Raw genomic sequence first — 22945 nt, 5'->3', positions numbered from 1 at the left:
TCCCCGAGGGCTGTTTCGGGATCACTCGCAACAGCCCCGGGTCGAACGGCGCGCGCCGTGAAGTACCGGCCGCAGCGGCATGACGATCACCGAGTCGATCACGTCGGCGATGGCCGCGCGTCGCTCGAGAAGGCTCATGGCGGGCCACTGAACGGGATCCCTGCCGGGTCGGCGTGCCCTCTCGTCCGCCAGCCGTTCGGCGCGGGCCGCTTCGAGGCCGGAGATCCGGCGGGAGAGATCGGTGACCACGGCCGAACCGCCCTCGTCCGCGCAGGCCCGGCCGAGCAGATGGCGCTCCCGTACCAGGTGTTCAAGCAGCGCCTGCCCCTCCCAGTCGGTGCGAGGTGCGGGCGGGACGGCGGTGCGCTCGGCGAGGAGCTCCAGCACGACGTCCGAGAGGTAGGCGTCCACGGCCCGTGCGCTGCGCGCGCTGCCGCCGCAGTCCATCGCGGCGCAGGTGTACACCGCGTTGTCCGGGTCCTGCGCCGTCGGTCTGGCGCAACCGCCCATGCGGGAGCGACAGGGATGCCCGTTCTTGGCGGCGCCACACCGGAGATAGCCGCTGAACAGGTACTTGCGCAGGGGTTCGGGCGGCGCCCCGGGCGACTTGCTGCCGTTGGACAGCCGGGTTCCCCGCTGCGCGCCGTTGCGCTGTGAGATGTCCACGAGGGCACGCCATTCGTCCGCGGTGGCGACGGTGTCCCACGTACCCATGACAGGACGGCCGGTGGCCGGGTCGGTGACCAATTCGCCGTGCAGAAAGCGGTACCCGCACAGCACGGGGTTGGTCAGTGCCTGCCGGACAGTGGCACCACTCCAGGTGTTTCCGGCCGCCGTACGGACACCGCGGCTGTTCAGATCACGAGCGATCGCGTTCCACCCTTGTCCTCGCAGCGCGCTCTCGACCATCTCGCGCAGGAGCGGCCACTCATCGGGGTCCCGGCGCATGTTCATCTTGCGACCGGAGCGGGGATCGGGCGGGAGCCAGCCGAAGCGCCTGCGGCCACCGGGCGTGCCGCCGTCCAGTGCGCGGCGATGGACGTGCCGTCCGATGCGCTCGCTGGTGCGGCGGACCTCGTCGCAGTTCGCGTCGCTCGATGACGGGCGGCCGGTCGGGCGGAGGTCGTGGACGGCCTGGCGGGCGATGAAGAGGCCGTCGTCGGTCACGGTCAGGGCGCGGTGCAGCCGGTCGAAGTCCTCGGGGAGACGCCAGACCCGCTCCTGCTCTGTCGCGACAAGTGCGCGCACCGGAAAGCCTTCGGGGGTGCTGCGGCAGTGCAGTGCGTGGATGGCCTGGCCGAAGGACGGGCGTGGGACGTCGGGGTGGGTCGCTCCGACCCCGTTGTCCTCGTGGAACTTGACGATGGCCACGCCGAACTCGTCGGCCGTCTCGCTGTTCTCCTCGTGCTGGTGCCGTACTCCCGTGCCCGGTGCACGTCCTTTGGCGAGGACGGCCGACCGGGTGCTCTGGTCGGCTGTGATCCGTGCGTAGTCGATGCCCGGAACTCTGCCGTCGAGCCACTGATCGAAAGTGTGGCCTTCGTCGAGTGCCGTGACGAGTGAGGGATTGAGGTAGCTGCGAGACCATCCGGGCACGGTGGGTTCCTTGCATGCGACGACGTAGGGGCGTGGCCGACTGTGGTCTTCGACGTCTACGCGCGTATGTGGATGGCCGATCGATTCATGCGAACGAGGGACCGTGTGCTGGGGGAAGCAGGAGAGGGACGTCGCCGAACTGGTACGAGCGCGTCACGTGCACGCAGCACCCGCTTAACACGGGTCCGGCACATTGGTGGGTGTCGGAGGGGGCGGGAGCGGCTCCCCGCCTCGGACGACGACAAGCGGCGTCGAGGAATCTCCGGAGCGGCTCCCGGATCTCCATGGACGCCCTGGGCGTGGCACCTGGTCCTGACTCGGTGCCGCGTCCCTCGCGGGGACCGCCGTCGTCCCGCCCCCCGTAACAGGGGGTGCGGCGGTCCCCGCGCCCTTCTCGTTGCGTCGTCTACTCCACGAAGAGGCCGCGTTCTGCCGCCCGTACGTCGAACTCTTCGAGGCGGGCCTGGGCCTCCGGCAGGCCGTCGCACATCGCTTCCAGGAGTACGCGGCCCAGCAGCATCGGCGCGCAGGCCGTGTCGAAGGCGAGGCCCGTGCCGACGGCGGCGGGCAGGAGCAGGTCGGAGTGGGCGGCGACGGGGGCGAACGCCGAGTCGGCCACGGTGACCACCGTCAGGCCCGCCGACTTGGCGTAGGCGAGGGTGTCGACGACCTCGCGCGGGTGGCGGGGCAGGGCGAAGCAGAGCAGGGTCGTGGCGCCGGCGCGGACGGCCGCGTCGATGCGGTCCGCGAGCATGGTGCCGCCCTCGTCGAGGAGGCGGACGTCGGGGTGGACCTTGGCCGCGAAGTACGAGAACCCGTAGGCCTGGGAGGCCGCCGCGCGCAGTCCGAGGACCAGGAGGGGCTGGGACGCGGCGAGGAGCCGGCCCGCGCGTTCGACGGGTTCCGGGTCGGCGAGGAGGTCGGCCAGGTGGCGGAGGTTGGCGATCTCGGCCTCGACGGCCTGCTGGTACTCGTTGGCCTCGGTGACGGCGCTCGGTTCGGCGGGGGCCACTTCGCGCAGGTGCTTGCGCAGCGCCGGGTAGCCGTCGAAGCCGAGGGCGACGGCGAAGCGGGTCACGGAGGGCTGGCTGACCCCGGCGAGTTCGGCCAGCTCCACGGAGGAGAGGAACGGCACGTCGGCGGCCCTGCGCACCATGCAGTGGGCGATGCGGCGTTGGGTGGGGGTGAGGCGGTGGCCCTCGAAGAGGTGCTGGAGGCGGGCGGCGGGGCCCCGACCATGCGCACCGCTGCTGTCCGTGCGGTCGTTCATGTCTCCCCGTTCTCCCCGATGGCCCATTCAGAGGGGCATTATTGTGCATGAGTCTATTCAGCCGAGCGGAGGGCGCCAAGGGCTCCTAGGTGATCGCGCCACCGGTAGGGTCCTCTTTCGCGTCGTGTGACGGCTGGGCAAGGGGGAGTGCGCGTGGGTTCCGGCATTACGGGAGGCGATGGCCAGACGCTGGCCAGTTCGCCCGCCGACAAGAAGAAGGCGGCGAAGTACCTGGAGGAGGTACTCCTTCCGCACACGAAGTCGGCCGGGGACATGGCCGCGGGCGGTGGCCAGGTGCGCCCGCCCTTGCTCGCCCCGGCGCCGCCGATGAGTCCGCTGATCAAGCAGGACAGTGGCCTCGAGGCTCTGTCCGGCTGGGCTTCCAGCGACGGGTTGTCGAGCGCGCTCGACGCCTGGCAGAGCTCGTCGAACCGGCTGCTCGACCGGCTGCGGACGGAGCTGAACGCGCTGCACGGGACGAAGAACGTGTACCAGAGTACGGACTTCGGTGTCGGCGGTCAGGCGAACGCGGTGCGTCCGCCCAGCAGCTTCGACGGAATGTGACGGCGGCCGGGCGATGACGTTGACGTACCAGGACGTGGTGACCGCCGATCTCTCCTCGTTCGTGGACGTGTCCACGGTGTGGAAGAAGATGGGCGACCGCTTCGGGGAGTTGCAGACGGACTACGAGAAGCACGTCCAAGGCGTGCTCGGCAACGGCAACTGGCAGGGGCTCGCCTACGGCGCCCAGCAGCAGAACGCCGAGGCCACTTCCTTCGAGTACGGCGCCGCGAAGTCGGAGGCGCATGCGGTAGCGAGCCTTCTCAACGACGCGCACACCGAGTTGACCAGGCTGCAAAAAGCGGTCAAGGACATCGTCGACGATGCGGAGAAGAAGGACTACAAGGTCGACTCCGCCGGCAAGGTCACCTACGTCGGCTTCGAGAAGATGACCGAGCAGGAGAGGTACGCGCTCCACCACGACCCGGACTATCCCTCGCTCGTGGCCGACGCCACCAAGATGGCGCAGGGCTTCACCGACGCCGTCGCCAAGGCAGTCAACGCCGTTGACGACTGCGACCAGAGTGTGAAGCGGGCGCTGGCGCGGGCCACCTCCGACGCGCAGACGGACGGATCCGGCTTCGGCGGGTTCAACGCGCACGCGAATGGTGACCTCGCGAAGGCCGGCAAGCCCGACCCCAAAACGAAGAAGGACGGCGGCTGGGTCGCCGACGGCGATGCGGATGCCACGGGCCCGGACGCCGACCACTCGGCCACCGGTCCTGACGTCGGCGGCGGCAAGCTGGGCGAGGCCGAGGCGCACGCCGAACTCGGCAAGGCTGCGGCCGAGGGGACGCTCACGAACGACCCGATGCAGCTGTCCGGTGAGGCCGAGGCGTACGCGGGTGTCAAGGGCTCGATCGGCGGTGGCATCACCAACGAGGGCCTCAACGGTGAGGCCAGTGCTTTCCTGGGCGGCGAGGCCTCGGCCAAGGGCAGCGCCTACGCCGGACCCGTCGGCGTCTACAGCCGCGCCGAGGCGAAGGCGGGAGCCGAGGCGACCGCCGGTATCGACGTGGGCAAGGATGGCTTCCACGTCGGCGGCGAGGCGTTCGCCGGCGCGAAGGGCGGCATCACCGGGGGCGCCGACCTGGGCGGCATCGGCGCGGGTGTGACCGCCGAGGGCTACGCGGGCCCGGGCATCGAGGCCAATCTTGACGTCGGCAAGAACGAGCAGGGCGTGTGGAAGGTCAAGGCCAAGGCCGGTGTCTCCCCCGTACTCGGCGGAGGTCTGGGCGTGGAGTTCACCGTCGATCCGGGGAAGGTCACCGATACCGCCGGCGATCTCGTGGGCGCTATCGGGCATGGCGCTAGCTCATTCGGGCACGCTGTCGGCGGCATGTTCTGATGCATGCAGTAAGGAGCACCTGAGATGCGCACGTCCCTTCCCGTGCCGATCACGTTCAAGTTGCCGGAGGGCTGGCAGGCCGCGGCGCCGGACGCGGTCGGCGCCCCGGGGACGGCCTTCGTCGCGCTGCACCCGTATCCGGACTCGGGGTTCACGGCGAACATCACCCTTGACGGCGAGTACCGGCCGGACGAGGCGACGCTCGCTCAGATCGCCGACGAGTCCGTCCGGAACCTGCGGCAGGCCGTGACGGCGGTGGAGGTCGTCGACCGACAGCAGGTCGGCTCGGCCGAGGCCCCCGGTCTGTCGCAGACCCTGGAGATCTCCGCCGTGGCCGGGGGCGTGCCCCGCGAGCTGGTGCAGTCGCAGGTGTACCTGGCCATGCTGGACGTCGCTGACCCGAGCAAGCGGGCGGTGACCCGATTCATCCTGACGTCCACCGCGGCGCAATTCCCCACGGTGGTGGGCGATTTTCAGGAGTTCGTGGCCACGGTCCAGGCGGACACGGATGCCGCGACCTAGCTGGAGCGGAGGCGCCTTGCTCCCAGCAACCGCATCCCCATAGGCTGACGTCATGGGACTCTTCGACAAGGTGACCGGGAGCAGGCGCCCCGACAGTGGAGTCGCCCCGGGGTCGGCCGACGAGGTGCGCGCGGCTCTGCTCGCCCTCAACACGGACGACGTCCCGTACGTCATCCAGAACGGCGACGGCGACGGCGCCGACCTGGTGGCTCAGTGGCGGATCGCGGAGCCGGCCTGGCAGACCTTCTTCTCCCGGACCCAGGTGACGCACGCGGTGCGGATCCGGATGCGCCTGGACCAGGAGAACCATGAGGTGCGCGCCCTGGAGGAGCAGTGGGAGCTCGAGTGGGTGGGGAATCCTCCGCGGTTGCAGATGTCGACCGAGTACTCCCGTGGTCCGGACCGCACCGTGACCCGGCAGTGGAGCATCGAGCGCGATAAGGGCGGGCGCCTGCAGGCCACCGAGGACTTCCACTTCGATGCGTCGGACCTGCGCCGTCCCCTGCGCGAAGCCGCGCTCCAGACGGGCTGGGGCTGGCGCGGCCTCCTCTTCGGCAAGCTCTGAACCGGTCTGGTGCTACCGCCGGGAGGCCCAGGCCCCAGGACGGAACTACAAGGGGCCGTTGCTCAATTGCCGGGCAGGCAGGGGTAGTTGGCTACTCCGTGAAACGGTCAAGCAGCGCTGCGGCTCGTTCCACGTCCCCCGTGAGTGGGCGGTCCTTCAGGTCCGGTTCCAGGGTCGCGTCGGCCAGTTCGAAGGCGCGGCCCACTGGCAGGTCCGGGTCGGGGCGGTGGTCGCGCAGGCGCAGGGCCCGGACCGCCGCGACCAGTTCGCACCCCACGACCTGGCGGTAGGCCGCGCACAGGCGCAGGGTCTGGCGGGCGGCAAGGGACGCGAAGCTGGCCTGTTCCTCGACGCCGCGGGAGAGGACCGCGTGGCCGAGCGAGGCGGGGGCGGCGAAGGCGCGGAGGTCGCCGAGCGCGGCTCCGGCGGCGTACTCCAGGATCATCACGCCGGACGCGCCGGGTTCGCCGTCGGCGAGGAACGGGCGCAGGCGGGTGTAGGAGGGCTCGTTGAGGGTGGAGAGGCGGGAGGTCGAGAGCCGGGCGACCTGGGTGACAGAGAGTCTGAAGTGGTCGAGGGCCAGGGCGAGTTGCGCCATGTAGAAACCGCCGTGGTGGTACGCCGTCATGTCCTCCGGGCAGATCAGCGGGTTCTCCGCGGCCGCGTTGATCTCGACGGTGAGGACGGCTTCGAGGGCGTCCGCCGCGTCCTGCGCCGGGCCGTGGATCTGCGGTACGCAGCGGAAGCCGTACGGGTCCTGGATGCGGCCGAGCGGCGGGGTGGGTCGGTCGGGGGCGCCGAGGATCTCGCGCATCCGGGCCGCGACCTCGTAGGAGCCGTGGTGGCGGCGGGCCTCGTGGACCGGGAGCGCGTAGGCCTCGTAGCTGCCGTCGACCGCCAGCAGGCTGAGGGCCGCGACGAGCTGGGTCGCCGTGAGCAGGCCGCGCAGTTCGTGCAGGGCGAGCGCCGACTGGCCGAGGGTGAGGGCGTTGCTGGAGATCAGGGCCAGGGCGTCGTTGTTGTCGAGGGGCTGCGCGGCCGGCGCCGTGCCCTTGCCGCGCCACGGGTGTTCGCCCGCCAGGGCCAGGCCCATCTGGGCGAGCGCGGCGATGTCGCCGGTGCCGACCGAGCCGTGTTCGTTGACCGCCGGGTGCGCGCCGTTCTCCAGCGCCTCGCACAGGGCCGTCACGACGGTGGGGCGCAGGCCCGCACCGCCCGCGAGCAGCTGGTTGGCCCGGACCGCGAGCATCGCGCGGACCTCACGCTCGGGGAGTTCGGCGCCGATCGCGCCCGCGTGGCTGCGCAGCAGGCGCAGTCCGTGGTCGGCGGCGGCCTCGGTGGGCACGTCCTCGCTGCGGTTGGCGCCGACGCCGGTGGAGCGGCCGTAGACGCGGCCCCACGCGGCGATCTCGCGGGCCGCGTTCCAGGACTCCTCGACGCGTTTCATGGCTTCGGTGCCGGGGACGGGGCGGGCGCTCGCGCCGGCGAGGCGGACCACGTCGCCGACCGGGAGGCCGTGGCCGTCGAGCACGACGACCGGGGGCGGTGCCGTCTCCGTCGGGCGCACCATAGGGGGCATCACGCGCTGTTCCTCCTCGAACCGTTACCCGCCGCCCTGGGGAGGGCGGTCGCGTCTCACATTTCGGGCAGCCCGGGGGGATTCACCGGTGATTCACGCGCGGGCATTGACAAGTTATTCACGCACCAAGAACTCTGCATGACGATATGCAGACCAGGCAAGAGGACTCCAGAGGCGCTCCATGATCCAGTTCGAAGCGGTCCACAAGCGGTTCCCGAACGGCACGACGGCGGTCCATGACCTCTCGCTCTCCATGCCCGAAGGGGGCGTGACCGTCTTCGTCGGCTCCTCCGGCTGCGGCAAGACCACCAGCCTCCGGATGATCAACCGGATGGTCGACCCGACCTCCGGGACCATCCGGGTCGGCGGGCGCGACGTCCTCGACCAGGACGCCGCCGAACTGCGGCGCTCCATCGGCTACGTCATCCAGCAGGCCGGCCTCTTCCCGCACCGCACCGTCCTCGACAACGTCGCGACCGTACCGCTGCTGCTCGGCTGGGGCCGCAAGAAGGCCCGCGCCGCCGCCGGTGAACTCCTCGAACGGGTCGGACTCGCCGCCGAGATGGGCAAGCGCTACCCGCACCAGCTCTCCGGCGGGCAGCAGCAGCGCGTCGGCGTCGCCCGGGCGCTCGCCGCGGATCCGCCGGTGCTGCTCATGGACGAACCGTTCGGGGCCGTCGACCCGGTCGTGCGCAGCCAGCTCCAGGACGAACTGCTGCGGCTCCAGAAGGAGCTGAACAAGACCATCGTCTTCGTCACGCACGACATCGACGAGGCGGTGCGGCTCGGCGACCGGATAGCCGTGTTCCGCGAGGGCGGGCATCTGGTGCAGTGCGCGGCTCCCGCGGAGCTTCTGGCCCGGCCCGCCGACGCGTTCGTGGCGGACTTCCTCGGGGCCGAGCGGGGTCTCAAGCTGCTGTCGCTGAGCGTGCTGGGGGGTGTGGCGCGGGCGCCGTTGCCGGACGGGGGGGCGTGGGAACTGGTGCTGGATGCCGCCCGTAAGCCTCTGTGCTGGCGGGTGCGGGACACCGGGGACGAGCTTCCCGTCCGGCCGTTGCGCGATACGGATTCGCTGTTGTCCGCGCTGAACGAGTCCGTCGCGTCGCCCGTGGGGATGGTGGCCCGGGTCGACGCGGACGGGGTGTTCACCGGGGTTTCGTCCCGGGACGACATCCACGCGGGGGCCGGCGCCGCTCACGCCTCGGCCCTGTCGGGCGCACCGTCACGGGGCTCCGCCCCGGACCCCGCTCCTCAATCGCCGGAGGGGCTGGATTCCGCCGGATCAGAGCGCGAGGCCGAAGAGGGCGCCGTATGACCATCGACTGGCAATGGATCGGCTCCCACGGGTCCGACCTCACCACCCTCACCCTCTCCCACCTCCAGGCCGCCCTCACCGCCGTCCTGCTCGGCCTGCTGATATCCCTGCCGCTGGCCGTCCTCGCCCACCGGGTCCGGCCCCTGCGCGGCTTCCTCCTCGGGATGTCGAACGTCCTGTTCACCATCCCGTCCATCGCCGTCTTCGTGCTGCTGCTGCCCGTCTCCGGGCTCACCCGCACCACCACCGTCATCGGCCTCACGATCTACACCCTCGTCGTCCTCCTGCGGAACACCGTCGAAGGGCTCGACTCCGTACCGCACAAGACCAAGGAAGCCGCGAAGGCCATGGGCACGAGGCCGCTGCGCACCCTGCTCACCGTCGAACTGCCGCTCGCCCTCCCCGTGATCATGGCGGGGGTGCGGATCGCCACCGTCATGTCCATCTCCCTCGTCTCCGTGGCCACCTACATCGGCGACGGCGGCCTCGGCCAGCTGTTCACCGACGGGTTCCAGCGGAACTTCCCGACGCCCGTCATCGTCGGCGTCGTCCTCACACTCCTGCTCGCGCTCGTCGCGGACGCGCTGCTCGTCGTCGTGCAGCGGCTGCTCACGCCGTGGACCCGGACCAGGAAGGCCTGAGCCGCCATGTACGAACTCTTCAAGAACCTCGGCTCCTGGCTGGTCAGCGGCGAGCAGTGGACCGGGCCCGACGGCATCGGGCACCGGCTCGCCGAGCACCTCCAGTACTCGCTGATCGCCACGCTCGTCGCCGCCGTCATCGCGCTCCCCGTCGGCCTGCTCATCGGGCACACCGGCCGCGGCGCCTTCGTCGCCATCAACCTGTCGTCCTTCGGCCGCGCCCTGCCGACCGTCGGACTCGTCGTCCTCGTCTTCCTGGCCAGCGGGCTGTCGATGTGGCCCGTCTACATCGCCCTCGTCGCGCTCGCCGTGCCGTCCATCGTCACCAACACGTACGCCGGGATGACCGCCGTCGACCCGGAGGTGCGGGATGCCGCGCGCGGGCAGGGCATGCGCGCCCACCAGGTGCTGTTCCAGGTCGAGCTGCCGCTCGCGCTGCCGCTGATCATGACCGGGCTGCGGCTCGCGCTGATCCAGGTCGTCGCGACCGCCACGATCGCCGCGTACGTCTCCTTCGGCGGGCTCGGCCGCTACGTCTTCGACGGGCTCGCCCAGCGCGACCTCGTGCAGGTGCTCGGCGGCGCCGTCCTCGTCGCGGTCGTCGCCGTCGCCCTGGACCTCGCGCTCTCCGGCCTCCAGCGCCTCCTCTTCCGCCACCGCCCCGCCTCCCTCAAGTCCGCCTAGGAGAACCCCAGATGAACCGACGTACTCTCCTCGGCGGCCTGTTCGCCGCGGCCTCCGTGCCCGCCGTCGCCGCCTGTTCCAGCGGCATCACCTCGCTCGACGGGGGTGGCTCGGGCGGCTCCGGCGGTGGCTCAAGCAAGGGCGGCGTCACCATCGGCACCGCCAACTTCACCGAGAACCAGGTCCTCGGGTACCTCTACGCCGCCGTCCTCGGAGCGGCCGGCGTCAAGACGACCGTGCGGCCCAACCTCGGCACCCGCGAGATCCTCATCCCCGCCCTCAAGGGCGGCGACATCGACCTGCTCCCCGAGTACCAGGGCGCCCTGCTGCACTACCTCGACACCAAGTCGGCCGCCACCGAGGAGGGCGAGATGCAGAACGCCCTCGCCATGGCCCTCCCCGCGGGCCTGCAGATCCTGCCGTACGGGATGGCGGAGGACTCGGACGCGTTCGTCGTGACCCGGGAGACCGCCGACAAGTACCACCTCAAGTCCCTCGCGGATCTCGCGGAGCACAACGGGAAGCTCGTCGTCGGCGCCGCCCCCGAGGTCAAGAAGCGGCAGGTCGGCGCCGTCGGCCTGAAGGACGTGTACGGCGTCGAGTTCAAGGAGTTCAAGTCCCTCGACTCCTCGGGCCCGCTGGTCAAGGGCGCCCTGAAGAAGGGCGACGTCGACGTGGCGAACCTCTTCACCACCGACACCGACATCGCCGCCAACCACTGGGTCGTCCTCACCGACCCCAAGAACCTCGTCCCCGGCCAGCACGTCGTCCCGCTGATCGCCGACCGCAAGGCCGACTCGACCGTCCGCAAGGCGCTCGCCCGGCTCGGCAACGTCCTCACCACCGAGCAGCTGACCGAGCTGAACCGGCTCGTCGACAAGGACAAGAAGGACCCCGAGGACGTCGCCGCCGACTACGCGCGCCGCCACGGACTGACGAAGAAGAAGTAGAGGTCATCGCATGGCAGCGGTAGTGGAGAAGCACTCCATCGACGTCGTCCCCGACAGCGCGCGCCACGGCCGCGCCGTTAACCAGTTCACGCTCTGGCTCGGCGCGAACCTCCAGATCACCGCCGTCGTCACCGGCGCGCTCGCGGTCGTCTTCGGCGGCGACGTGGTCTGGTCGCTGGCCGGGCTCGTCCTCGGCAACCTGCTCGGCGGCGCCGTCATGGCACTGCACTCGGCGCAGGGGCCGAAGCTCGGACTGCCCCAGATGATCCAGTCCCGGGCGCAGTTCGGGGTCAAGGGCGCCGTCGTGCCGCTGCTCCTCGTGATCCTCATGTACGTCGGTTTCTTCGCGAGCGGCAGCGTCCTCGCCGGGCAGGCGACCGCCGAACTGACCCACACGAACGACACGACCGGCATCATCGTCTTCGCGCTCGTCACGGCCGTCACGGCGGCCGTCGGCTACCGCGTCATCCACGTCCTCGGCCGCGTCGCGAGCGTCGTCTGCGCGCTCGCCTTCGTCTACCTGGGCGCGCGCCTCCTGGACCGTGTCGACCTCGGCGACCTGCTGGGCGACGCCCACTTCTCGCTGCCGATGTTCCTGCTCGCCGTGTCGCTCTCGGCGTCGTGGCAGCTCGCGTTCGGCCCGTACGTCGCCGACTACTCGCGCTATCTGCCGCGTACCACCAGCGCCAAGGCCACGTTCTGGTGGACGCTCTCCGGCTCGGCGATCGGCTCGCAGTGGTCGATGACGTTCGGCGTACTGGTCGCGGCGAGCTCGGGCGGCGCGTTCCTCGACAACCAGGTCGGCTACGTCGTCTCGCTCGGCGGCACGGGCCTGGCCGCGTCGTTCTTCTACTTCGTGATCGCGCTCGGCAAGCTCACCATCAACGTCCTCAACACCTACGGCGGCTTCATGTCGATGGTGACCGGCGTCAGCGGCTTCCGCGGGCAGCGCGTCCTGTCGCAGCGCGGCCGGGCCGTCTACATCGCGATCATCATGGTCGCGGGCACGGCCGTCGCCCTCGCGGGCAAGGACAGCTTCCTGTCGTCCTTCAAGGACTTCCTGCTGTTCCTGCTGACGTTCTTCACGCCGTGGAGCGCCATCAACCTCGTCGACTACTACCTGATCTCCCGCGAGCGCTACGACATCCCGGCCCTCGCCGACCCGGCCGGCCGCTACGGCGCCTGGCGATGGGACGCCCTCGCCGTCTACGGGATCGGGCTCGTCGCCCAGTTCCCGTTCCTGGCCACCTCCTTCTACACGGGCCCGCTCGTCGGCCCACTGGGCGGCGCGGACGTGTCGTGGATCGTGGGGCTTCTCGTCCCGGCCGCCCTGTACTGGCTGCTGGCCCGGCGCGACACCTCGCACGTGCCGCAGACGACGATCCTGGTTCGGCCCTCTGACAAGAGGGGGGTTAACCCCACTGTCCCGCGGGCTCCGGCTCCGTAACGTGAACGGGTATGGAAGCCCGCGAACAGGCACGTGACGCCGAACTCAAGAAGGAACTCGACGCCACCCTGCACGCCCGCAGGGAACTCGGTGAAGAGTACGAGACCGCGCTCGTCGACTCGTTCCTCGACAAGGTCGAACAGCGTCTTGACTCCTCCGTGGAGCGACGGGTGCGCAGGCAGCTGGCCGAGCAGCAGATGGTCGTCGCCCGCGACTCCCGCGCCGGCCGCGCCTCAGGCGACGGCTGGGGCGAACGCTTCGGCTTCGCCGTCGTCACCCTCGTCCTCGCGATCCCGCTGTCCGCGATCGCCGTCCTCAACGCCCACCTGCCCGGCCTGCTGATCGCCTGGGCCGGCATCGTCGGCGTGAACGCCCTGCACGCCGGGGTCTGGATCCCGCGGTACGGGGAGAAGCGGCGGGAGCGGCGCGACTCCGCGTGGGAGGAGTAGGGCCGCAGCCACCGGCCGTCACGCCTGCCGGGTCGGCAGGAGGACGGCCTGGCGCAGGTTGACGTGGCGGGGGCGGCTCGTCGTCCAGGCGATGAGGTCCGCGACGTCGTCGGCCGAGAGGCCGGTCAGCGCCTCGAACATGCCGTCCAACTGGCCCGACAGTTCCGCGTTGTCGACGTGCGAGGCCAGCTCCGACTCGGTGAGGCCGGGTTCGACGTTGGTGACGCGGACGTCGAGCGGGCCGAGCTCGGTGCGCAGCGACTGCGACAGGTACGTCAGGGCGGCCTTCGTCGCGCCGTAGACCGCGTAGTTCGGGAACGGGACGTGCGCGCCGATGGACGAGATGTTCACCAGGTCCGCCGTGCCGCCCGCCGCGGCCGTCGCCACCAGGTCGGCGGTGAAGGCGCGGATGACGCGCAGCGCGCCCGAGACGTTCGTGTCGAGCATGCGCTGCCACTCGTCGGCGCGGCCGTCCGTGACCGGGTTCGGCAGCATCACGCCCGCCGAGTTCACGACGAGGTCGACGCGCCCGTACGCGGCGTGCACGCGCTCGGCGGCGGCGTCGACGGAGTCCTGGTCGGTGATGTCCGTGGGCAGCGCGAGGGCCTGACCGCCGTCCGCGCCGATCTTCGCGGCCAGTTCGGTGAGGCGGTCGGCGCGCCGGGCGAGGAGGACCACGCGGGCGCCGCTCGCGGCGAGCAGCCGGGCGGTGGCCTCACCCATGCCGCTGGCGGCGCCGGTGACGAGGGCGGTGCGGCCGGAGAGGTTGTCGTACGTCGTCTGAGTCATGGCAGTAGCTTGCGCCGGGCCGCGCGCTCCACCCAGGGCAGAGCTTTTCCTGGGTCCGCCAGTACCAGGATGGGGAGCGGGGCCAGACCCTAGGATCGACGCCATGAACGAGCTCGGAGACATAGGGGACTTCCTGCGTTCGCGGCGCGCCCCCATCCGGCCCGAGGAGGTCGGTCTGCCCGAGCACGGCCGCCGCCGCGTGCCGGGACTGCGCCGCGAGGAGGTGGCCCAGCTCGCCGGGGTCAGCGTCGACTACTACATCCGCCTGGAGCAGGGCCGGGGCACGTCCGTCTCGGACGCCGTGCTCGACGCCGTCGCCCGCGTCCTGCGCCTCGACGACACCGAGCAGACATATCTGCGCTCGGTCGCCCGCCCCGCCGAGACCCGCCGCAGGGCGGCCGGCCGGACCGCGTCGCAGCAGGTGCGTCCTGGGCTCCGGCTGCTCCTCGACACGATCGAGAAGGCCCCGGCGTTCGTGCTCGGCCGCCGCATGGACGTCCTGGCCTGGAACGCGCTCGGGGACGCGGTGCTCGGCTTCGCCGCGATGTCCCCGAAGGACCGCAACATGCCGCGCCAGGTCTTCCTCGAACCCGCCGCCCGCGACCTCTACCCGGAGTGGCCCGCGGTCGCCGCCGAGACCGTCGCGTTCCTGCGCCTCGACGCGGGCGCCCACCCGCAGGACCCGCAACTGGCGTCGCTTGTGGGTGAGTTGTCGCTGGCCAGCGAGGACTTCCGGCGGCTGTGGGCGGACCACCAGGTGCGGTCGAAGGCGTACGGCGCCAAGCGCATGCTGCACCCCGTGGTGGGCGAACTGGCCATGCCCTACGAGACGTTGACGGTGCCGGGCGACCCCGGCCAGGTGCTGGTGGTGTACACGCCCGAGCCCGGCTCGGTCACCGAGGAACGGCTGCGGATGCTGGGCAGCTGGGCGGCGGCGCCGAACTGAGCGGGCCCCGCTCTGCTGTGGGTGCGCGTCGACCGGCTCGGGACGCGCGCGGGCGCACCCGCGGACCGGCAGGTCACGGCGTACCGCGCGAGCGGCCCGGCAGTGGGCGACGCCGCGCCCGAAGGGGCACGGCGTCGCTGAACCGGTTGTGAACCGCCGGGCTCAGACGTCCAGTTCGGCCTCGATCTTCTTCAGCTGGTGACGGGCCATCGCCAGGTTGGCCCGCGCGGAGTCCAGCACGAGGTACAGGAACAGTCCGTTGCCGCCGCGGCCCTTGAGCAGCCGGATCAGGTGGTACTGGGTGCCGAGTGTGATGAGGATGTCCTCGATCTCGTCCTTCAGGCCGAGATGTTCCATGGTGCGCAGCTTGGCGCGGACCACATCGGTGTTGCCCGCGGCCGCCACCTCCAGGTCGAAGGTCTTGGAGCCTCCGATGGTGCCGAGGGCCATGCCGCTGTTGTAGTCGACCAGGGCGGCCGCGCTCGCGCCCTCGATGGAGGCGACGGCGTCCTTCAGAGCAGTCTCGGTGTTGGCCATGGTGGTGGGTCCTTTCCTGCGCTGTCGCGCGGTCGTCATCGGGCTGTTCGGGGTTGCATGGTGGGCCCGGGGAGCCCGGGCCCGGGCGTGCGGACGGGGAGCCCGCTGCCGGTGGTCCCGGTGGCCGGGGGAGTCTCGGCGGGCGCCGAGCGGGCGCGGGACCGGGACCGGCCGCGGGCCCGCGCGGGCGGCTCGGCGGCGGCCGCGTCGGCCAGTTCGCCGATCCGGGTGCCGGAGCGGCGGCCCTCCAGGTGCAGCCGCCCCACGTTGACCCGGTCCTCGGCGAGCAGGGTGAGGATCGCGGTGTCCCCGGCCGCGTACGTGGCGACGTAGCCGTCCGTGCCGCGCACCAGGAGCTCCCGGAAGCCGCCCTGGTGGGTGGCGTCGGAGAGGCGCTGGGCCACGCCGAGCGCCGCGGCGGTCAGCGCGGCCACGCCCTCCGGTTCGACGCCGGTGGTGTCCTGGGCGAGCACGAGCCCGTCGACGCTGGCCGCGAGCGCCCCGGTGACCTGGGGGACCCGGACTCTCAGCCTGTGCAGTTCGCCGAGGACTTCGGCCTCGTCGGCCATCGGCGTTCTCCTTCCGGGGGTGACGGGGGGTTCGGAGCCGGTTCGTGTGCTGAGCCGCAGGCGCTTCACAGGGACTCCAGCGCGGCGCGCAGCCGGCGCAGCAGCGCGATGTCGGGGTCCTCGACAGCGGCGTGCGCCATCCAGGCGGGCACGGAGGACGGGCCGGCGGGCTCCGGGGGAGCGGTGGTCACCAGGCCGGCCGCGGCCAGGCGGCGCAGATCGACCAGGGTGTGGAAGGCCGGCCTGCCCAGGGCGAGCGCGATCTGCGACGCGGTCCTGGCCCCGTCGACCAGCTCCAGGACGCGGCGCCTGCGCGCGGGCACGGGCTCCCGGCCGCCCGCCCTGGTCAGCGGCGCCGTGTCGGTGTCCGGCTCGGGCCAGATCCGCTGGAGCAGCTCCCGGCGGCGCAGCGTCTCGCGCTCGACCGCCGCCACCGGCACCGGCCGCACCGCCCCGAACCAGTGCGAGACCCCGTACCGGAACCGGGTCGGCCCGCTGCTCGGCGCGAGGGTGAAGTACGCGGCGTCGAACACCGCGCCCAGGTGGCACAGTTCGAGCGCGCCGTCCGAGAGGCGGCCCTGCTCGACGAGGTAGCGGCCGACGCGCTGCCGGGCCCCCGCCCGGTCCACGGCCTCCCACCACCGCTCGGCCTGGACCGCGCCGCCCGCCGTGAGCAGCACGTCCATGCCGGGGGTCGCGGGCGACTCGGCGTGCACGATGCGGCCGTCCGCCAGGTAGAGGGTGCCGTGTTCGCGCAGCAGCGCTCCCGTGGCCCGTTCCTCGGCGAGGCGGCCGAGCATCGGCGAGAGGCTCACGGTTGTCGCGCTCATCCCAGCACCAGCCGGTCGGCGATGTCGGCGAGCCGCAGCCGGGAGAGCGCGAGGTTGCCCTCGTCCCGGTCGAGCCACAGGTGCAGGAAGACGCTGCTGTCGAAGCTGGTCCGGACGAAACGCAGCAGGTGGTACCCGTCGCGGTTGGTGACGATGACGTCCTCGACGGGCGGCGCCTTGTCGCCTGCCGCCCCTTCCGCCCAGTCGCTGCCGTCGGCGGGGGCGAAGGCCCGGTGCTCGGCGGCGAGGCGGGCGAGTTCGGCGGCCTCGGCGGCGGTGGCCTCATGGTCCCCGTTGGGCGAGTCCCCGATGGTGCCCAGCGCGAGCCCGCTGGTCCAGTCGACGACGGAGGCGCCGCGCGTCCCCGGCAGCCGCATGACCTCGAGCAGGCACTCGTCGATTCCGGGCACGCCTGAAACTCCCCACCTGGTCGCCGCGTTCGGGTATATGTGGTGCTTGGGTGACGACGAAGCTACGCACGGTGCGGTGACCTGGTGAGCGTTCTGGCATTTTCCGGTGGGACATTCATCAGGGGGCTAAAATCCGCCGACCCCGCCCAAATTCGGGGCCGTTGGGGGCGGTCAGAGGTCGAGCAGCGCGCCCCGCCGGTCACCGCCGGACTCGGCGACGATCTCCTCGACCGTCTGCGGCGCGCGCACGGCCGCGAACCGGACGCCGTCGCCTCCCGCCGTGAAGCCGTAGACCCCGGGCCGCACGAGCGAGTTGTAGGAGTAGTGCTGCGCGAAGTAGTACGCGCCGGTGTCGAGCGCGGCCGCGTAGTCGCCCGCTTCGAGCAGCGGCAGCGCGTGGTCCTCGGCGAGCAGGTCGCCGGAGAAGCAGGCGGGCCCCGCCACGTCCTGCGCGACGTCCGGGCCGGTCTTGGGCCGCCCCTTCGCGTCGTACGCGGCGATCCGCAGCGGCCAGGAAGCGGGTGCGTACACGGTCCTGGTCGCGACCTGGACGCCCGCGTGCGTCACGGCGATCGGGCGCCCGCCGCTCTCCTTGGCGTACTCGACGAGTGCGAGGACCGTGCCGTGCTTGGCCAGCAGTGACCGGCCGAACTCGGTGACCAGGCCGTAGCGCCCGTCGAAGAGGCCGGGGACGGTCGCGGCGAGCAGGCGCGCGTACGTGGCGTAGTCCGGGGTGTGCTCGTCGGAGGCGAAGTTGACCGGCAGGCCGCCGCCGATGTCGAGCGTGTCGATCTGCTGCCGCCCCGCCGCGGCGTTGATCTCCTCGGCCAGTTCGTACGCGGCCCGCACGCCCTGCGCCATCAGCTCAAGCGGCACGCCCTGCGATCCGGAGTGCGTGTGCAGGCGGGTCAGCCACGGCCGGTCGAGATAGGCCCGTACGACCCAGTCGCGGGCGCCCTCGTCGCGCAGCGCCACGCCGAACTTGGAGGTGGCGGTCGCGGTGGAGAGGGCGCCGATCGAGCCCGCGCCGATCTGCGGGTTCACGCGGACGCCGATCGGGGAGCGGGTGGGCGCGGAGGCGACCAGCGCGTCGAGGCGGGCCAGTTCCTGCGGGTTGTCGGCGTTGACCGCGATGCCCAGGGCGAGGGCCTCGCGCAGTTCGGCGCCGGTCTTGGCGGGGGAGTCCAGGACGGTCCGGGCCGGCGGCACCCCGGCCGCGCGGGCCAGGGCCAGCTCGCCGGGGCTCGCCACCTCGGCCCCGATGCCCGCCTCGTGCAGCAGCCGCAGGACCGGCACGAGCGGCGTCGCCTTCACGGCGAAGGCGTGCAGGACCTCGGTGCCGGGGGCGGTGACCGCGTCGAAGGCGGCGTGCAGCGCGGCGGCGGACGCGCGGATGCCGGTGACGTCGAGCAGTCCGGCGACGGGGGCCGCCCGGCCGACGAGTCCTTGCTCGACGGCGGCGCGTACTGCCTGGTCGCGGCGGGTGGAGAGGTCCGTGGAAGCGTCGCTGGATGCCATGTGGTCCAGACAACCACCCGGAGCGCGTCGGAGGGAATGTATTGACTAGCTCTATTCAGATAGCCAGGATGTGAATAACAGAGCCAACATCCCCGTGCGCATTGCCAGGAGGCAGCCGATGTCAGGACCCCGCCCCGTACGAGCCCCGCGCGGCACGGAACTGAGCGCCCTGGGCTGGCAGCAGGAGGCCGCCCTGCGCATGCTCCAGAACAACCTCGACCCCGAGGTCGCCGAACACCCCGACAAGCTCGTCGTCTACGGCGGCACCGGCAAGGCCGCCCGCGACTGGCGCTCCTTCGACGCCATGGTCCGCACGCTGCGCACCCTCAAGCAGGACGAGACGATGCTCGTCCAGTCGGGCCGCCCGGTCGGCGTCATGCAGACCCACGAGTGGGCGCCCCGCGTGCTCATCGCCAACTCCAACCTGGTCGGCGACTGGGCGAACTGGGAGGAGTTCCGGCGCCTGGAGCAGCTCGGCCTCACCATGTACGGCCAGATGACCGCCGGTTCCTGGATCTACATCGGCACCCAGGGCATCCTCCAGGGCACGTACGAGACGTTCGCCGCGGTCGCCGCGAAGAAGTTCGGCGGCACCCTCGCCGGCACGATCACCCTCACCGCCGGACTCGGCGGCATGGGCGGCGCCCAGCCGCTCGCCGTCACCATGAACGACGGCGTCGCCCTCTGTATCGACGTCGACCCGCGCGCCATCGAGCGCCGCATCGAACACCGCTACCTCGACGTGCGGGCCGACAACCTGCGGCACGCCCTGGAGCTGGCCGTCGAGGCACGCGACGCCCGCAGGCCGCTCTCCATCGGCCTGCTCGGCAACGCGGCCGAGCTGCTCCCGCAGATGCTCGCCGAGGGCGCCCCCATCGACATCGTGACCGACCAGACCTCGGCCCACGACCCGCTCGCCTACCTCCCCGCGGGCGTCGACCTCGACGACATGGCGGCCTACGCGGCCAAGGACCCGGCGGGCTTCACCACCCGCGCCCGCGAGTCCATGGCCCGGCACGTCGAGGCGATGGTCGGCTTCATGGACGCGGGCGCCGAGGTCTTCGACTACGGAAACTCCATCCGCGGCGAGGCCCAACTCGCGGGATACGACCGGGCGTTCGCCTTCCCGGGCTTCGTCCCCGCCTACATCAGGCCGCTGTTCAGCGAGGGCAAGGGCCCGTTCCGCTGGGCGGCGCTGTCCGGCGAGGCCTCCGACATCCACAAGACCGACAAGGCGATCCTCGACCTCTTCCCCGAGAACGAGTCGCTGCACCGCTGGATCAAGCTGGCCGGCGAACGCGTCCACTTCCAGGGTCTTCCGGCGCGGATCTGCTGGCTCGGCTACGGCGAGCGCGACAAGGCCGGCGAGCGCTTCAACGACATGGTGGCGTCCGGCGAGCTCCAGGCCCCCCTCGCCATCGGCCGCGACCACCTCGACTGCGGCTCCGTCGCCTCCCCGTACCGCGAGACCGAGGCCATGCTCGACGGCTCCGACGCGATCGCCGACTGGCCGCTGCTCAACGCCATGGTCAACGTCGCCTCCGGCGCGTCCTGGGTCTCCCTCCACCACGGCGGCGGCGTCGGCATGGGCCGCTCCATCCACGCGGGCCAGGTCTCGGTCGCCGACGGCACGAAGCTGGCGGGCGAGAAGATCCGCCGCGTCCTGACCAACGACCCCGGCATGGGCGTCATCCGGCACGTCGACGCGGGCTACGACATCGCCGAGACGGTCGCGGCCGAGCGCGGCGTGCGGGTCCCCATGCGGGAGGGCGAGTGACCGGCCTCCCGACCGCGGGCGCCGGCCGCACGGCCACCCGCGCCCCCGGCGGCGCCGACTTCGCGGCCATGTGGGAGGAGCTGCGGCCCATCGGACGCGACCCGGGCACCCACGGCTACCGCCGCCACGCCTGGACCGGCGCCGACGCCGACTGCCGCACCTGGTTCCGGGCGCAGGCGGAGAGCCGCGGCCTGACCTACGAACTGGACCGCAACGGCAACCAGTGGGCCTGGCTCGGCGACCCGGCAGCAGGGGACGCCGTCGTCACCGGCTCCCACCTGGACTCCGTCCCGGACGGCGGCGCCTTCGACGGCCCCCTCGGCGTCGTCTCCTCCTTCGCCGCGCTCGACGAACTCCGCCGCAGGAAAGCGGAGTTCACCAAGCCGCTCGCGATCACCAACTTCGGCGACGAGGAGGGCGCCCGCTTCGGCCTGGCCTGCGTCGGCTCCCGCCTCACCGGCGGCCACCTGAGCCGCGAGCAGGCGTACGCCCTCACGGACGCCGACGGCATCACGCTGCCGCAGGCCATGGAGCGCGCCGGGTACGACCCGGAGACGATCGGCCCCGACCCCGAACGCCTCGCCCGGATCGGCGCGTTCGTCGAGCTCCACGTCGAACAGGGCCGCGCGCTCGACCTGTCCGGCGACGCGGTCGGCATCGCCGGCGCCATCTGGCCGCACGGCCGCTGGCGCTTCGACTTCCACGGCGAGGCCAACCACGCGGGCACCACCCGGCTGACCGACCGCAGGGACCCGATGCTGCCCTACGCGGAGACGGTCCTGGCCGCGCGCAGGGAGGCCAGGCTCGCGGGCGCGGTCGCCACCTTCGGCAAGATCGCCGTCGAGCCGAACGGCGTCAACGCCATCCCCTCCCTGGTCCGCGGCTGGCTCGACTCGCGCGCCGCCGACCAGGACGCCCTCGACCGGACGGTCACGGCCGTCGAGAAGGCGGCCCGCGAGTACGCCGACGCGCACGGCATCGACGTATCGCTGACCCGCGAGTCGTTCACCCCGGTCGTCGACTTCGACCACGCGCTCCGCGACGAGCTGGCCCGCATCCTCGGCACACAGACGGAGCTGAAGGTCCCGGTCCTCGGCACGGGAGCGGGACACGACGCGGGAATCCTCGCCTCGTCCGTCCCCACCGCCATGCTGTTCGTACGCAACCCCACAGGCGTCTCGCACTCCCCGGCCGAGTTCGCGGCCGAGGACGACTGCCTGGCCGGGGTGGCCGCACTCGCGGACGTACTGGAAGGACTGGCCTGCACGTGACCACGCAGACACCGACGACGACGTACTGGCTGGAGCACGCCTGGCTCGACCCCGTCGTCGAACCGGGCGTGGCCGTGGACGTCACCGCGCGGGACGGCGCCGGCCGGATCGCCGCCGTCCACACGGGGGTCGAGACCCCGCCGCCCGGCGCGACCGTGCTGCGCGGCCTCACCCTCCCCGGCCTCGCCAACGCCCACAGCCACGCCTTCCACCGGGCGCTGCGCTCGACCGTGCAGGTCGGCTCGGGCACGTTCTGGACGTGGCGCGAGACCATGTACTCGGTGGCGGACCGCCTCACCCCGGACACGTACCACGCGCTCGCGCGGGCGGTGTACGCGGAGATGGCGCTGGCCGGCATCACGGCGGTCGGCGAGTTCCACTACCTCCACCACGCGCCGGGCGGCACCCCGTACGCCGACCCGAACGCGATGGGCGAGGCGCTGATCGCGGCCGCGGCCGAGGCGGGCATCCGCATCACCCTGCTCGACACGGCGTACGTGTCGTCGGGCTTCGGCAAGGAGCCCGACCGCCACCAGCGGCGCTTCTGCGACGGCACCACGGACGCCTGGGCCGAGCGCGCGTCGCTGCTCGAAGAGCGCCCGCACGCCCGGATCGGCGCGGCCGTCCACTCGGTGCGCGCGGTCCCGGCCGACCAGCTCGCGACGGTCGCCGCATGGGCGTCCGCCCGGCAGGCTCCCCTCCACGTCCACCTCTCCGAACAGACCGCGGAGAACGACGCGTGCCAGGCCGCCCACGGCCGCACTCCGACGCAACTCCTGGCCGACCACGGGGTGTTGGGTCCCCGCACGACAGGCGTCCACAACACCCACCTGACGGACACCGACATCGCGCTCATCGGCGGCTCCGGCACCGGCACCTGCATGTGCCCGACGACCGAACGCGACCTCGCCGACGGTATCGGCCCGGCCGTGGCCCTGCAGAAGGCGGGCTCCCCGCTCTCCCTCGGCTCCGACAGCCACGCCGTCATCGACCCGTTCGAGGAGGCGCGCGCGATGGAGCTGAACGAGCGCCTGCGCTCCCGCACCCGGGGCCACTGGACCGCGGCGGCCCTGCTGCGCGCGGCGACGGCCGACGGCCACGCCGCGCTCGGCTGGCAGGACGCGGGCGTCCTGGAACCCGGCGCGGTGGCCGACCTGGTCACCGTGGCACTGGACTCGGTCCGCACGGCGGGCGCACCGCCGCGGCTCGGCGCGGAGACGGCGGTGTTCGCGGCGAGCGCGGCGGATGTGACGGACGTGATCGCGGGCGGCAGGCCCGTCGTCCGGGACGGCGCGCACACGCTCGTCGGCGACGTGGCCGGCGCCCTGCGCACGGCCATCGCGGCGCTCCACAAGTAGGCCCTCCGGAGGA

Annotated in this window: 23 protein-coding genes; 14 read left to right on the top strand and 9 right to left on the bottom strand. The window is 72.1% G+C overall.

Annotated features, from left to right (window positions below; genetic code table 11):
* Positions 1 to 21: 21 nt before the first annotated feature.
* Together ACZ45E_RS18910 and ACZ45E_RS18905 are read right to left on the bottom strand one after the other, a co-directional pair.
* Positions 22 to 1596 carry a recombinase family protein gene (locus ACZ45E_RS18910; RefSeq protein ID WP_468222054.1) on the bottom strand — a complete coding sequence of 525 codons (1575 nt, stop codon included), beginning with the start codon at positions 1594 to 1596 and terminating at the stop codon, positions 22 to 24.
* A 406-nt stretch (positions 1597 to 2002) separates the two neighbouring features.
* On the bottom strand, positions 2003 to 2866 hold the full coding sequence (locus ACZ45E_RS18905; RefSeq protein ID WP_468222053.1) for a MurR/RpiR family transcriptional regulator: 864 nt from the start codon (positions 2864 to 2866) through the stop codon (positions 2003 to 2005).
* Positions 2867 to 3019: 153 nt separating this feature from the next.
* On the opposite strand from ACZ45E_RS18905, the gene ACZ45E_RS18900 reads away from it, so the two are divergent.
* Genes ACZ45E_RS18900 through ACZ45E_RS18885 form a run of 4 tightly spaced genes read left to right on the top strand, consistent with a single transcriptional unit; the run spans position 3020 to position 5862 of the window.
* Positions 3020 to 3430 carry a hypothetical protein gene (locus ACZ45E_RS18900; RefSeq protein WP_468222051.1) on the top strand — a complete coding sequence of 137 codons (411 nt, stop codon included), beginning with the start codon at positions 3020 to 3022 and terminating at the stop codon, positions 3428 to 3430.
* Positions 3431 to 3443: 13 nt separating this feature from the next.
* Positions 3444 to 4775 carry a hypothetical protein gene (locus ACZ45E_RS18895; RefSeq protein ID WP_468222050.1) on the top strand — a complete coding sequence of 444 codons (1332 nt, stop codon included), beginning with the start codon at positions 3444 to 3446 and terminating at the stop codon, positions 4773 to 4775.
* Positions 4776 to 4799: 24 nt separating this feature from the next.
* Positions 4800 to 5297 (top strand): hypothetical protein, encoded by a 498-nt coding sequence (locus ACZ45E_RS18890; RefSeq protein ID WP_468222049.1) that lies wholly within the window; start codon positions 4800 to 4802, stop codon positions 5295 to 5297.
* Between the two features lie 52 nt (positions 5298 to 5349).
* On the top strand, positions 5350 to 5862 hold the full coding sequence (locus ACZ45E_RS18885; protein WP_468222048.1) for a hypothetical protein: 513 nt from the start codon (positions 5350 to 5352) through the stop codon (positions 5860 to 5862).
* A 91-nt stretch (positions 5863 to 5953) separates the two neighbouring features.
* Here ACZ45E_RS18885 and ACZ45E_RS18880 read toward each other — a convergent pair whose 3' ends face one another.
* Positions 5954 to 7441: an aromatic amino acid ammonia-lyase gene (locus ACZ45E_RS18880; protein WP_468222046.1), complete on the bottom strand. Its 1488-nt coding sequence runs from the start codon at positions 7439 to 7441 to the stop codon at positions 5954 to 5956.
* Positions 7442 to 7622: 181 nt separating this feature from the next.
* Between ACZ45E_RS18880 and ACZ45E_RS18875 the strand changes: the two genes are divergently transcribed.
* From ACZ45E_RS18875 to ACZ45E_RS18850, 6 genes are read left to right on the top strand one after another with little or no spacing between them, the layout of a single operon-like run.
* Positions 7623 to 8756 carry an ABC transporter ATP-binding protein gene (locus ACZ45E_RS18875; RefSeq protein WP_468222045.1) on the top strand — a complete coding sequence of 378 codons (1134 nt, stop codon included), beginning with the start codon at positions 7623 to 7625 and terminating at the stop codon, positions 8754 to 8756.
* Positions 8753 to 9397 carry an ABC transporter permease gene (locus tag ACZ45E_RS18870; RefSeq protein WP_468222044.1) on the top strand — a complete coding sequence of 215 codons (645 nt, stop codon included), beginning with the start codon at positions 8753 to 8755 and terminating at the stop codon, positions 9395 to 9397. Before ACZ45E_RS18875 ends, ACZ45E_RS18870 begins: the two co-directional genes overlap by 4 nt.
* A gap of 6 nt (positions 9398 to 9403) precedes the next feature.
* Positions 9404 to 10081: an ABC transporter permease gene (locus ACZ45E_RS18865; RefSeq protein ID WP_468222043.1), complete on the top strand. Its 678-nt coding sequence runs from the start codon at positions 9404 to 9406 to the stop codon at positions 10079 to 10081.
* Positions 10082 to 10092: 11 nt separating this feature from the next.
* Entirely contained in the window at positions 10093 to 11031 is a 939-nt protein-coding gene (locus ACZ45E_RS18860) for an ABC transporter substrate-binding protein (RefSeq protein WP_468222042.1), read from the top strand.
* Between the two features lie 10 nt (positions 11032 to 11041).
* Positions 11042 to 12478, top strand: a complete 1437-nt coding sequence (locus ACZ45E_RS18855; protein WP_468222041.1) for a purine-cytosine permease family protein — start codon at positions 11042 to 11044, stop codon at positions 12476 to 12478.
* 11 nt (positions 12479 to 12489) lie between these two features.
* The gene (locus tag ACZ45E_RS18850; protein ID WP_468222039.1) at positions 12490 to 12927 is read left to right on the top strand and encodes a hypothetical protein; all 438 of its coding nucleotides are present in this window, start codon (positions 12490 to 12492) and stop codon (positions 12925 to 12927) included.
* Between the two features lie 18 nt (positions 12928 to 12945).
* Here ACZ45E_RS18850 and ACZ45E_RS18845 read toward each other — a convergent pair whose 3' ends face one another.
* Complete coding sequence (locus ACZ45E_RS18845; RefSeq protein ID WP_468222038.1) at positions 12946 to 13716, bottom strand: SDR family oxidoreductase; 771 nt, start codon at positions 13714 to 13716, stop codon at positions 12946 to 12948.
* A gap of 103 nt (positions 13717 to 13819) precedes the next feature.
* On the opposite strand from ACZ45E_RS18845, the gene ACZ45E_RS18840 reads away from it, so the two are divergent.
* The gene (locus ACZ45E_RS18840) at positions 13820 to 14662 is read left to right on the top strand and encodes a helix-turn-helix transcriptional regulator (protein WP_468222037.1); all 843 of its coding nucleotides are present in this window, start codon (positions 13820 to 13822) and stop codon (positions 14660 to 14662) included.
* 162 nt (positions 14663 to 14824) lie between these two features.
* Here the strand turns inward: ACZ45E_RS18840 and ACZ45E_RS18835 are convergent, their stop codons facing one another.
* The 5 genes from ACZ45E_RS18835 to ACZ45E_RS18815 all read right to left on the bottom strand — a co-directional run bounded on the left by ACZ45E_RS18835 (position 14825) and on the right by ACZ45E_RS18815 (position 18526).
* A complete protein-coding gene (locus ACZ45E_RS18835) occupies positions 14825 to 15199 on the bottom strand; it encodes a roadblock/LC7 domain-containing protein (protein WP_468222035.1) in 375 nt (124 codons plus the stop codon).
* A 35-nt stretch (positions 15200 to 15234) separates the two neighbouring features.
* Positions 15235 to 15768, bottom strand: a complete 534-nt coding sequence (locus tag ACZ45E_RS18830) for a roadblock/LC7 domain-containing protein (protein WP_468222034.1) — start codon at positions 15766 to 15768, stop codon at positions 15235 to 15237.
* A 65-nt stretch (positions 15769 to 15833) separates the two neighbouring features.
* A complete protein-coding gene (locus ACZ45E_RS18825; RefSeq protein ID WP_468222033.1) occupies positions 15834 to 16598 on the bottom strand; it encodes a DUF4388 domain-containing protein in 765 nt (254 codons plus the stop codon).
* On the bottom strand, positions 16595 to 17008 hold the full coding sequence (locus ACZ45E_RS18820) for a hypothetical protein (RefSeq protein WP_468222031.1): 414 nt from the start codon (positions 17006 to 17008) through the stop codon (positions 16595 to 16597). Before ACZ45E_RS18820 ends, ACZ45E_RS18825 begins: the two co-directional genes overlap by 4 nt.
* Positions 17009 to 17179: 171 nt before the next feature.
* Entirely contained in the window at positions 17180 to 18526 is a 1347-nt protein-coding gene (locus ACZ45E_RS18815; RefSeq protein ID WP_468222030.1) for a type III PLP-dependent enzyme domain-containing protein, read from the bottom strand.
* Positions 18527 to 18644: 118 nt separating this feature from the next.
* Between ACZ45E_RS18815 and hutU the strand changes: the two genes are divergently transcribed.
* The 3 genes from hutU to ACZ45E_RS18800 all read left to right on the top strand — a co-directional run bounded on the left by hutU (position 18645) and on the right by ACZ45E_RS18800 (position 22932).
* Entirely contained in the window at positions 18645 to 20303 is a 1659-nt protein-coding gene (gene hutU / locus ACZ45E_RS18810; RefSeq protein ID WP_468222029.1) for a urocanate hydratase, read from the top strand.
* A gap of 68 nt (positions 20304 to 20371) precedes the next feature.
* Positions 20372 to 21574, top strand: coding sequence for an allantoate amidohydrolase (locus tag ACZ45E_RS18805; protein WP_468222326.1), 1203 nt, complete (start codon positions 20372 to 20374; stop codon positions 21572 to 21574).
* Positions 21571 to 22932 carry a formimidoylglutamate deiminase gene (locus ACZ45E_RS18800; protein WP_468222028.1) on the top strand — a complete coding sequence of 454 codons (1362 nt, stop codon included), beginning with the start codon at positions 21571 to 21573 and terminating at the stop codon, positions 22930 to 22932. Before ACZ45E_RS18805 ends, ACZ45E_RS18800 begins: the two co-directional genes overlap by 4 nt.
* Positions 22933 to 22945: the final 13 nt, after the last annotated feature.

Source organism: Streptomyces sp. NPDC030991 (assembly GCF_055571235.1).
Note: the sequence above shows the minus strand (reverse complement) of the source record. Positions and strands in the feature narration are given on the sequence as shown.

Excerpts from the sequence above, each read along its gene's own strand:
- ACZ45E_RS18840 (WP_468222037.1), top strand. The coding sequence starts at position 13,820 with ATGAACGAGCTCGGAGACATAGGGGACTTCCTGCGTTCGCGGCGCGCC.
- ACZ45E_RS18860 (WP_468222042.1), top strand. The coding sequence starts at position 10,093 with ATGAACCGACGTACTCTCCTCGGCGGCCTGTTCGCCGCGGCCTCCGTG.
- ACZ45E_RS18835 (WP_468222035.1), bottom strand. The coding sequence starts at position 15,199 with ATGGCCAACACCGAGACTGCTCTGAAGGACGCCGTCGCCTCCATCGAG.
- ACZ45E_RS18895 (WP_468222050.1), top strand. The coding sequence starts at position 3,444 with ATGACGTTGACGTACCAGGACGTGGTGACCGCCGATCTCTCCTCGTTC.
- ACZ45E_RS18850 (WP_468222039.1), top strand. The coding sequence starts at position 12,490 with ATGGAAGCCCGCGAACAGGCACGTGACGCCGAACTCAAGAAGGAACTC.
- ACZ45E_RS18845 (WP_468222038.1), bottom strand. The coding sequence starts at position 13,716 with ATGACTCAGACGACGTACGACAACCTCTCCGGCCGCACCGCCCTCGTC.
- ACZ45E_RS18830 (WP_468222034.1), bottom strand. The coding sequence starts at position 15,768 with ATGGCCGACGAGGCCGAAGTCCTCGGCGAACTGCACAGGCTGAGAGTC.
- ACZ45E_RS18905 (WP_468222053.1), bottom strand. The coding sequence starts at position 2,866 with ATGAACGACCGCACGGACAGCAGCGGTGCGCATGGTCGGGGCCCCGCC.
- ACZ45E_RS18875 (WP_468222045.1), top strand. The coding sequence starts at position 7,623 with ATGATCCAGTTCGAAGCGGTCCACAAGCGGTTCCCGAACGGCACGACG.
- ACZ45E_RS18855 (WP_468222041.1), top strand. The coding sequence starts at position 11,042 with ATGGCAGCGGTAGTGGAGAAGCACTCCATCGACGTCGTCCCCGACAGC.
- ACZ45E_RS18825 (WP_468222033.1), bottom strand. The coding sequence starts at position 16,598 with ATGAGCGCGACAACCGTGAGCCTCTCGCCGATGCTCGGCCGCCTCGCC.
- ACZ45E_RS18815 (WP_468222030.1), bottom strand. The coding sequence starts at position 18,526 with ATGGCATCCAGCGACGCTTCCACGGACCTCTCCACCCGCCGCGACCAG.
- ACZ45E_RS18890 (WP_468222049.1), top strand. The coding sequence starts at position 4,800 with ATGCGCACGTCCCTTCCCGTGCCGATCACGTTCAAGTTGCCGGAGGGC.
- hutU (WP_468222029.1), top strand. The coding sequence starts at position 18,645 with ATGTCAGGACCCCGCCCCGTACGAGCCCCGCGCGGCACGGAACTGAGC.
- ACZ45E_RS18870 (WP_468222044.1), top strand. The coding sequence starts at position 8,753 with ATGACCATCGACTGGCAATGGATCGGCTCCCACGGGTCCGACCTCACC.
- ACZ45E_RS18865 (WP_468222043.1), top strand. The coding sequence starts at position 9,404 with ATGTACGAACTCTTCAAGAACCTCGGCTCCTGGCTGGTCAGCGGCGAG.
- ACZ45E_RS18885 (WP_468222048.1), top strand. The coding sequence starts at position 5,350 with ATGGGACTCTTCGACAAGGTGACCGGGAGCAGGCGCCCCGACAGTGGA.
- ACZ45E_RS18880 (WP_468222046.1), bottom strand. The coding sequence starts at position 7,441 with ATGCCCCCTATGGTGCGCCCGACGGAGACGGCACCGCCCCCGGTCGTC.
- ACZ45E_RS18805 (WP_468222326.1), top strand. The coding sequence starts at position 20,372 with ATGTGGGAGGAGCTGCGGCCCATCGGACGCGACCCGGGCACCCACGGC.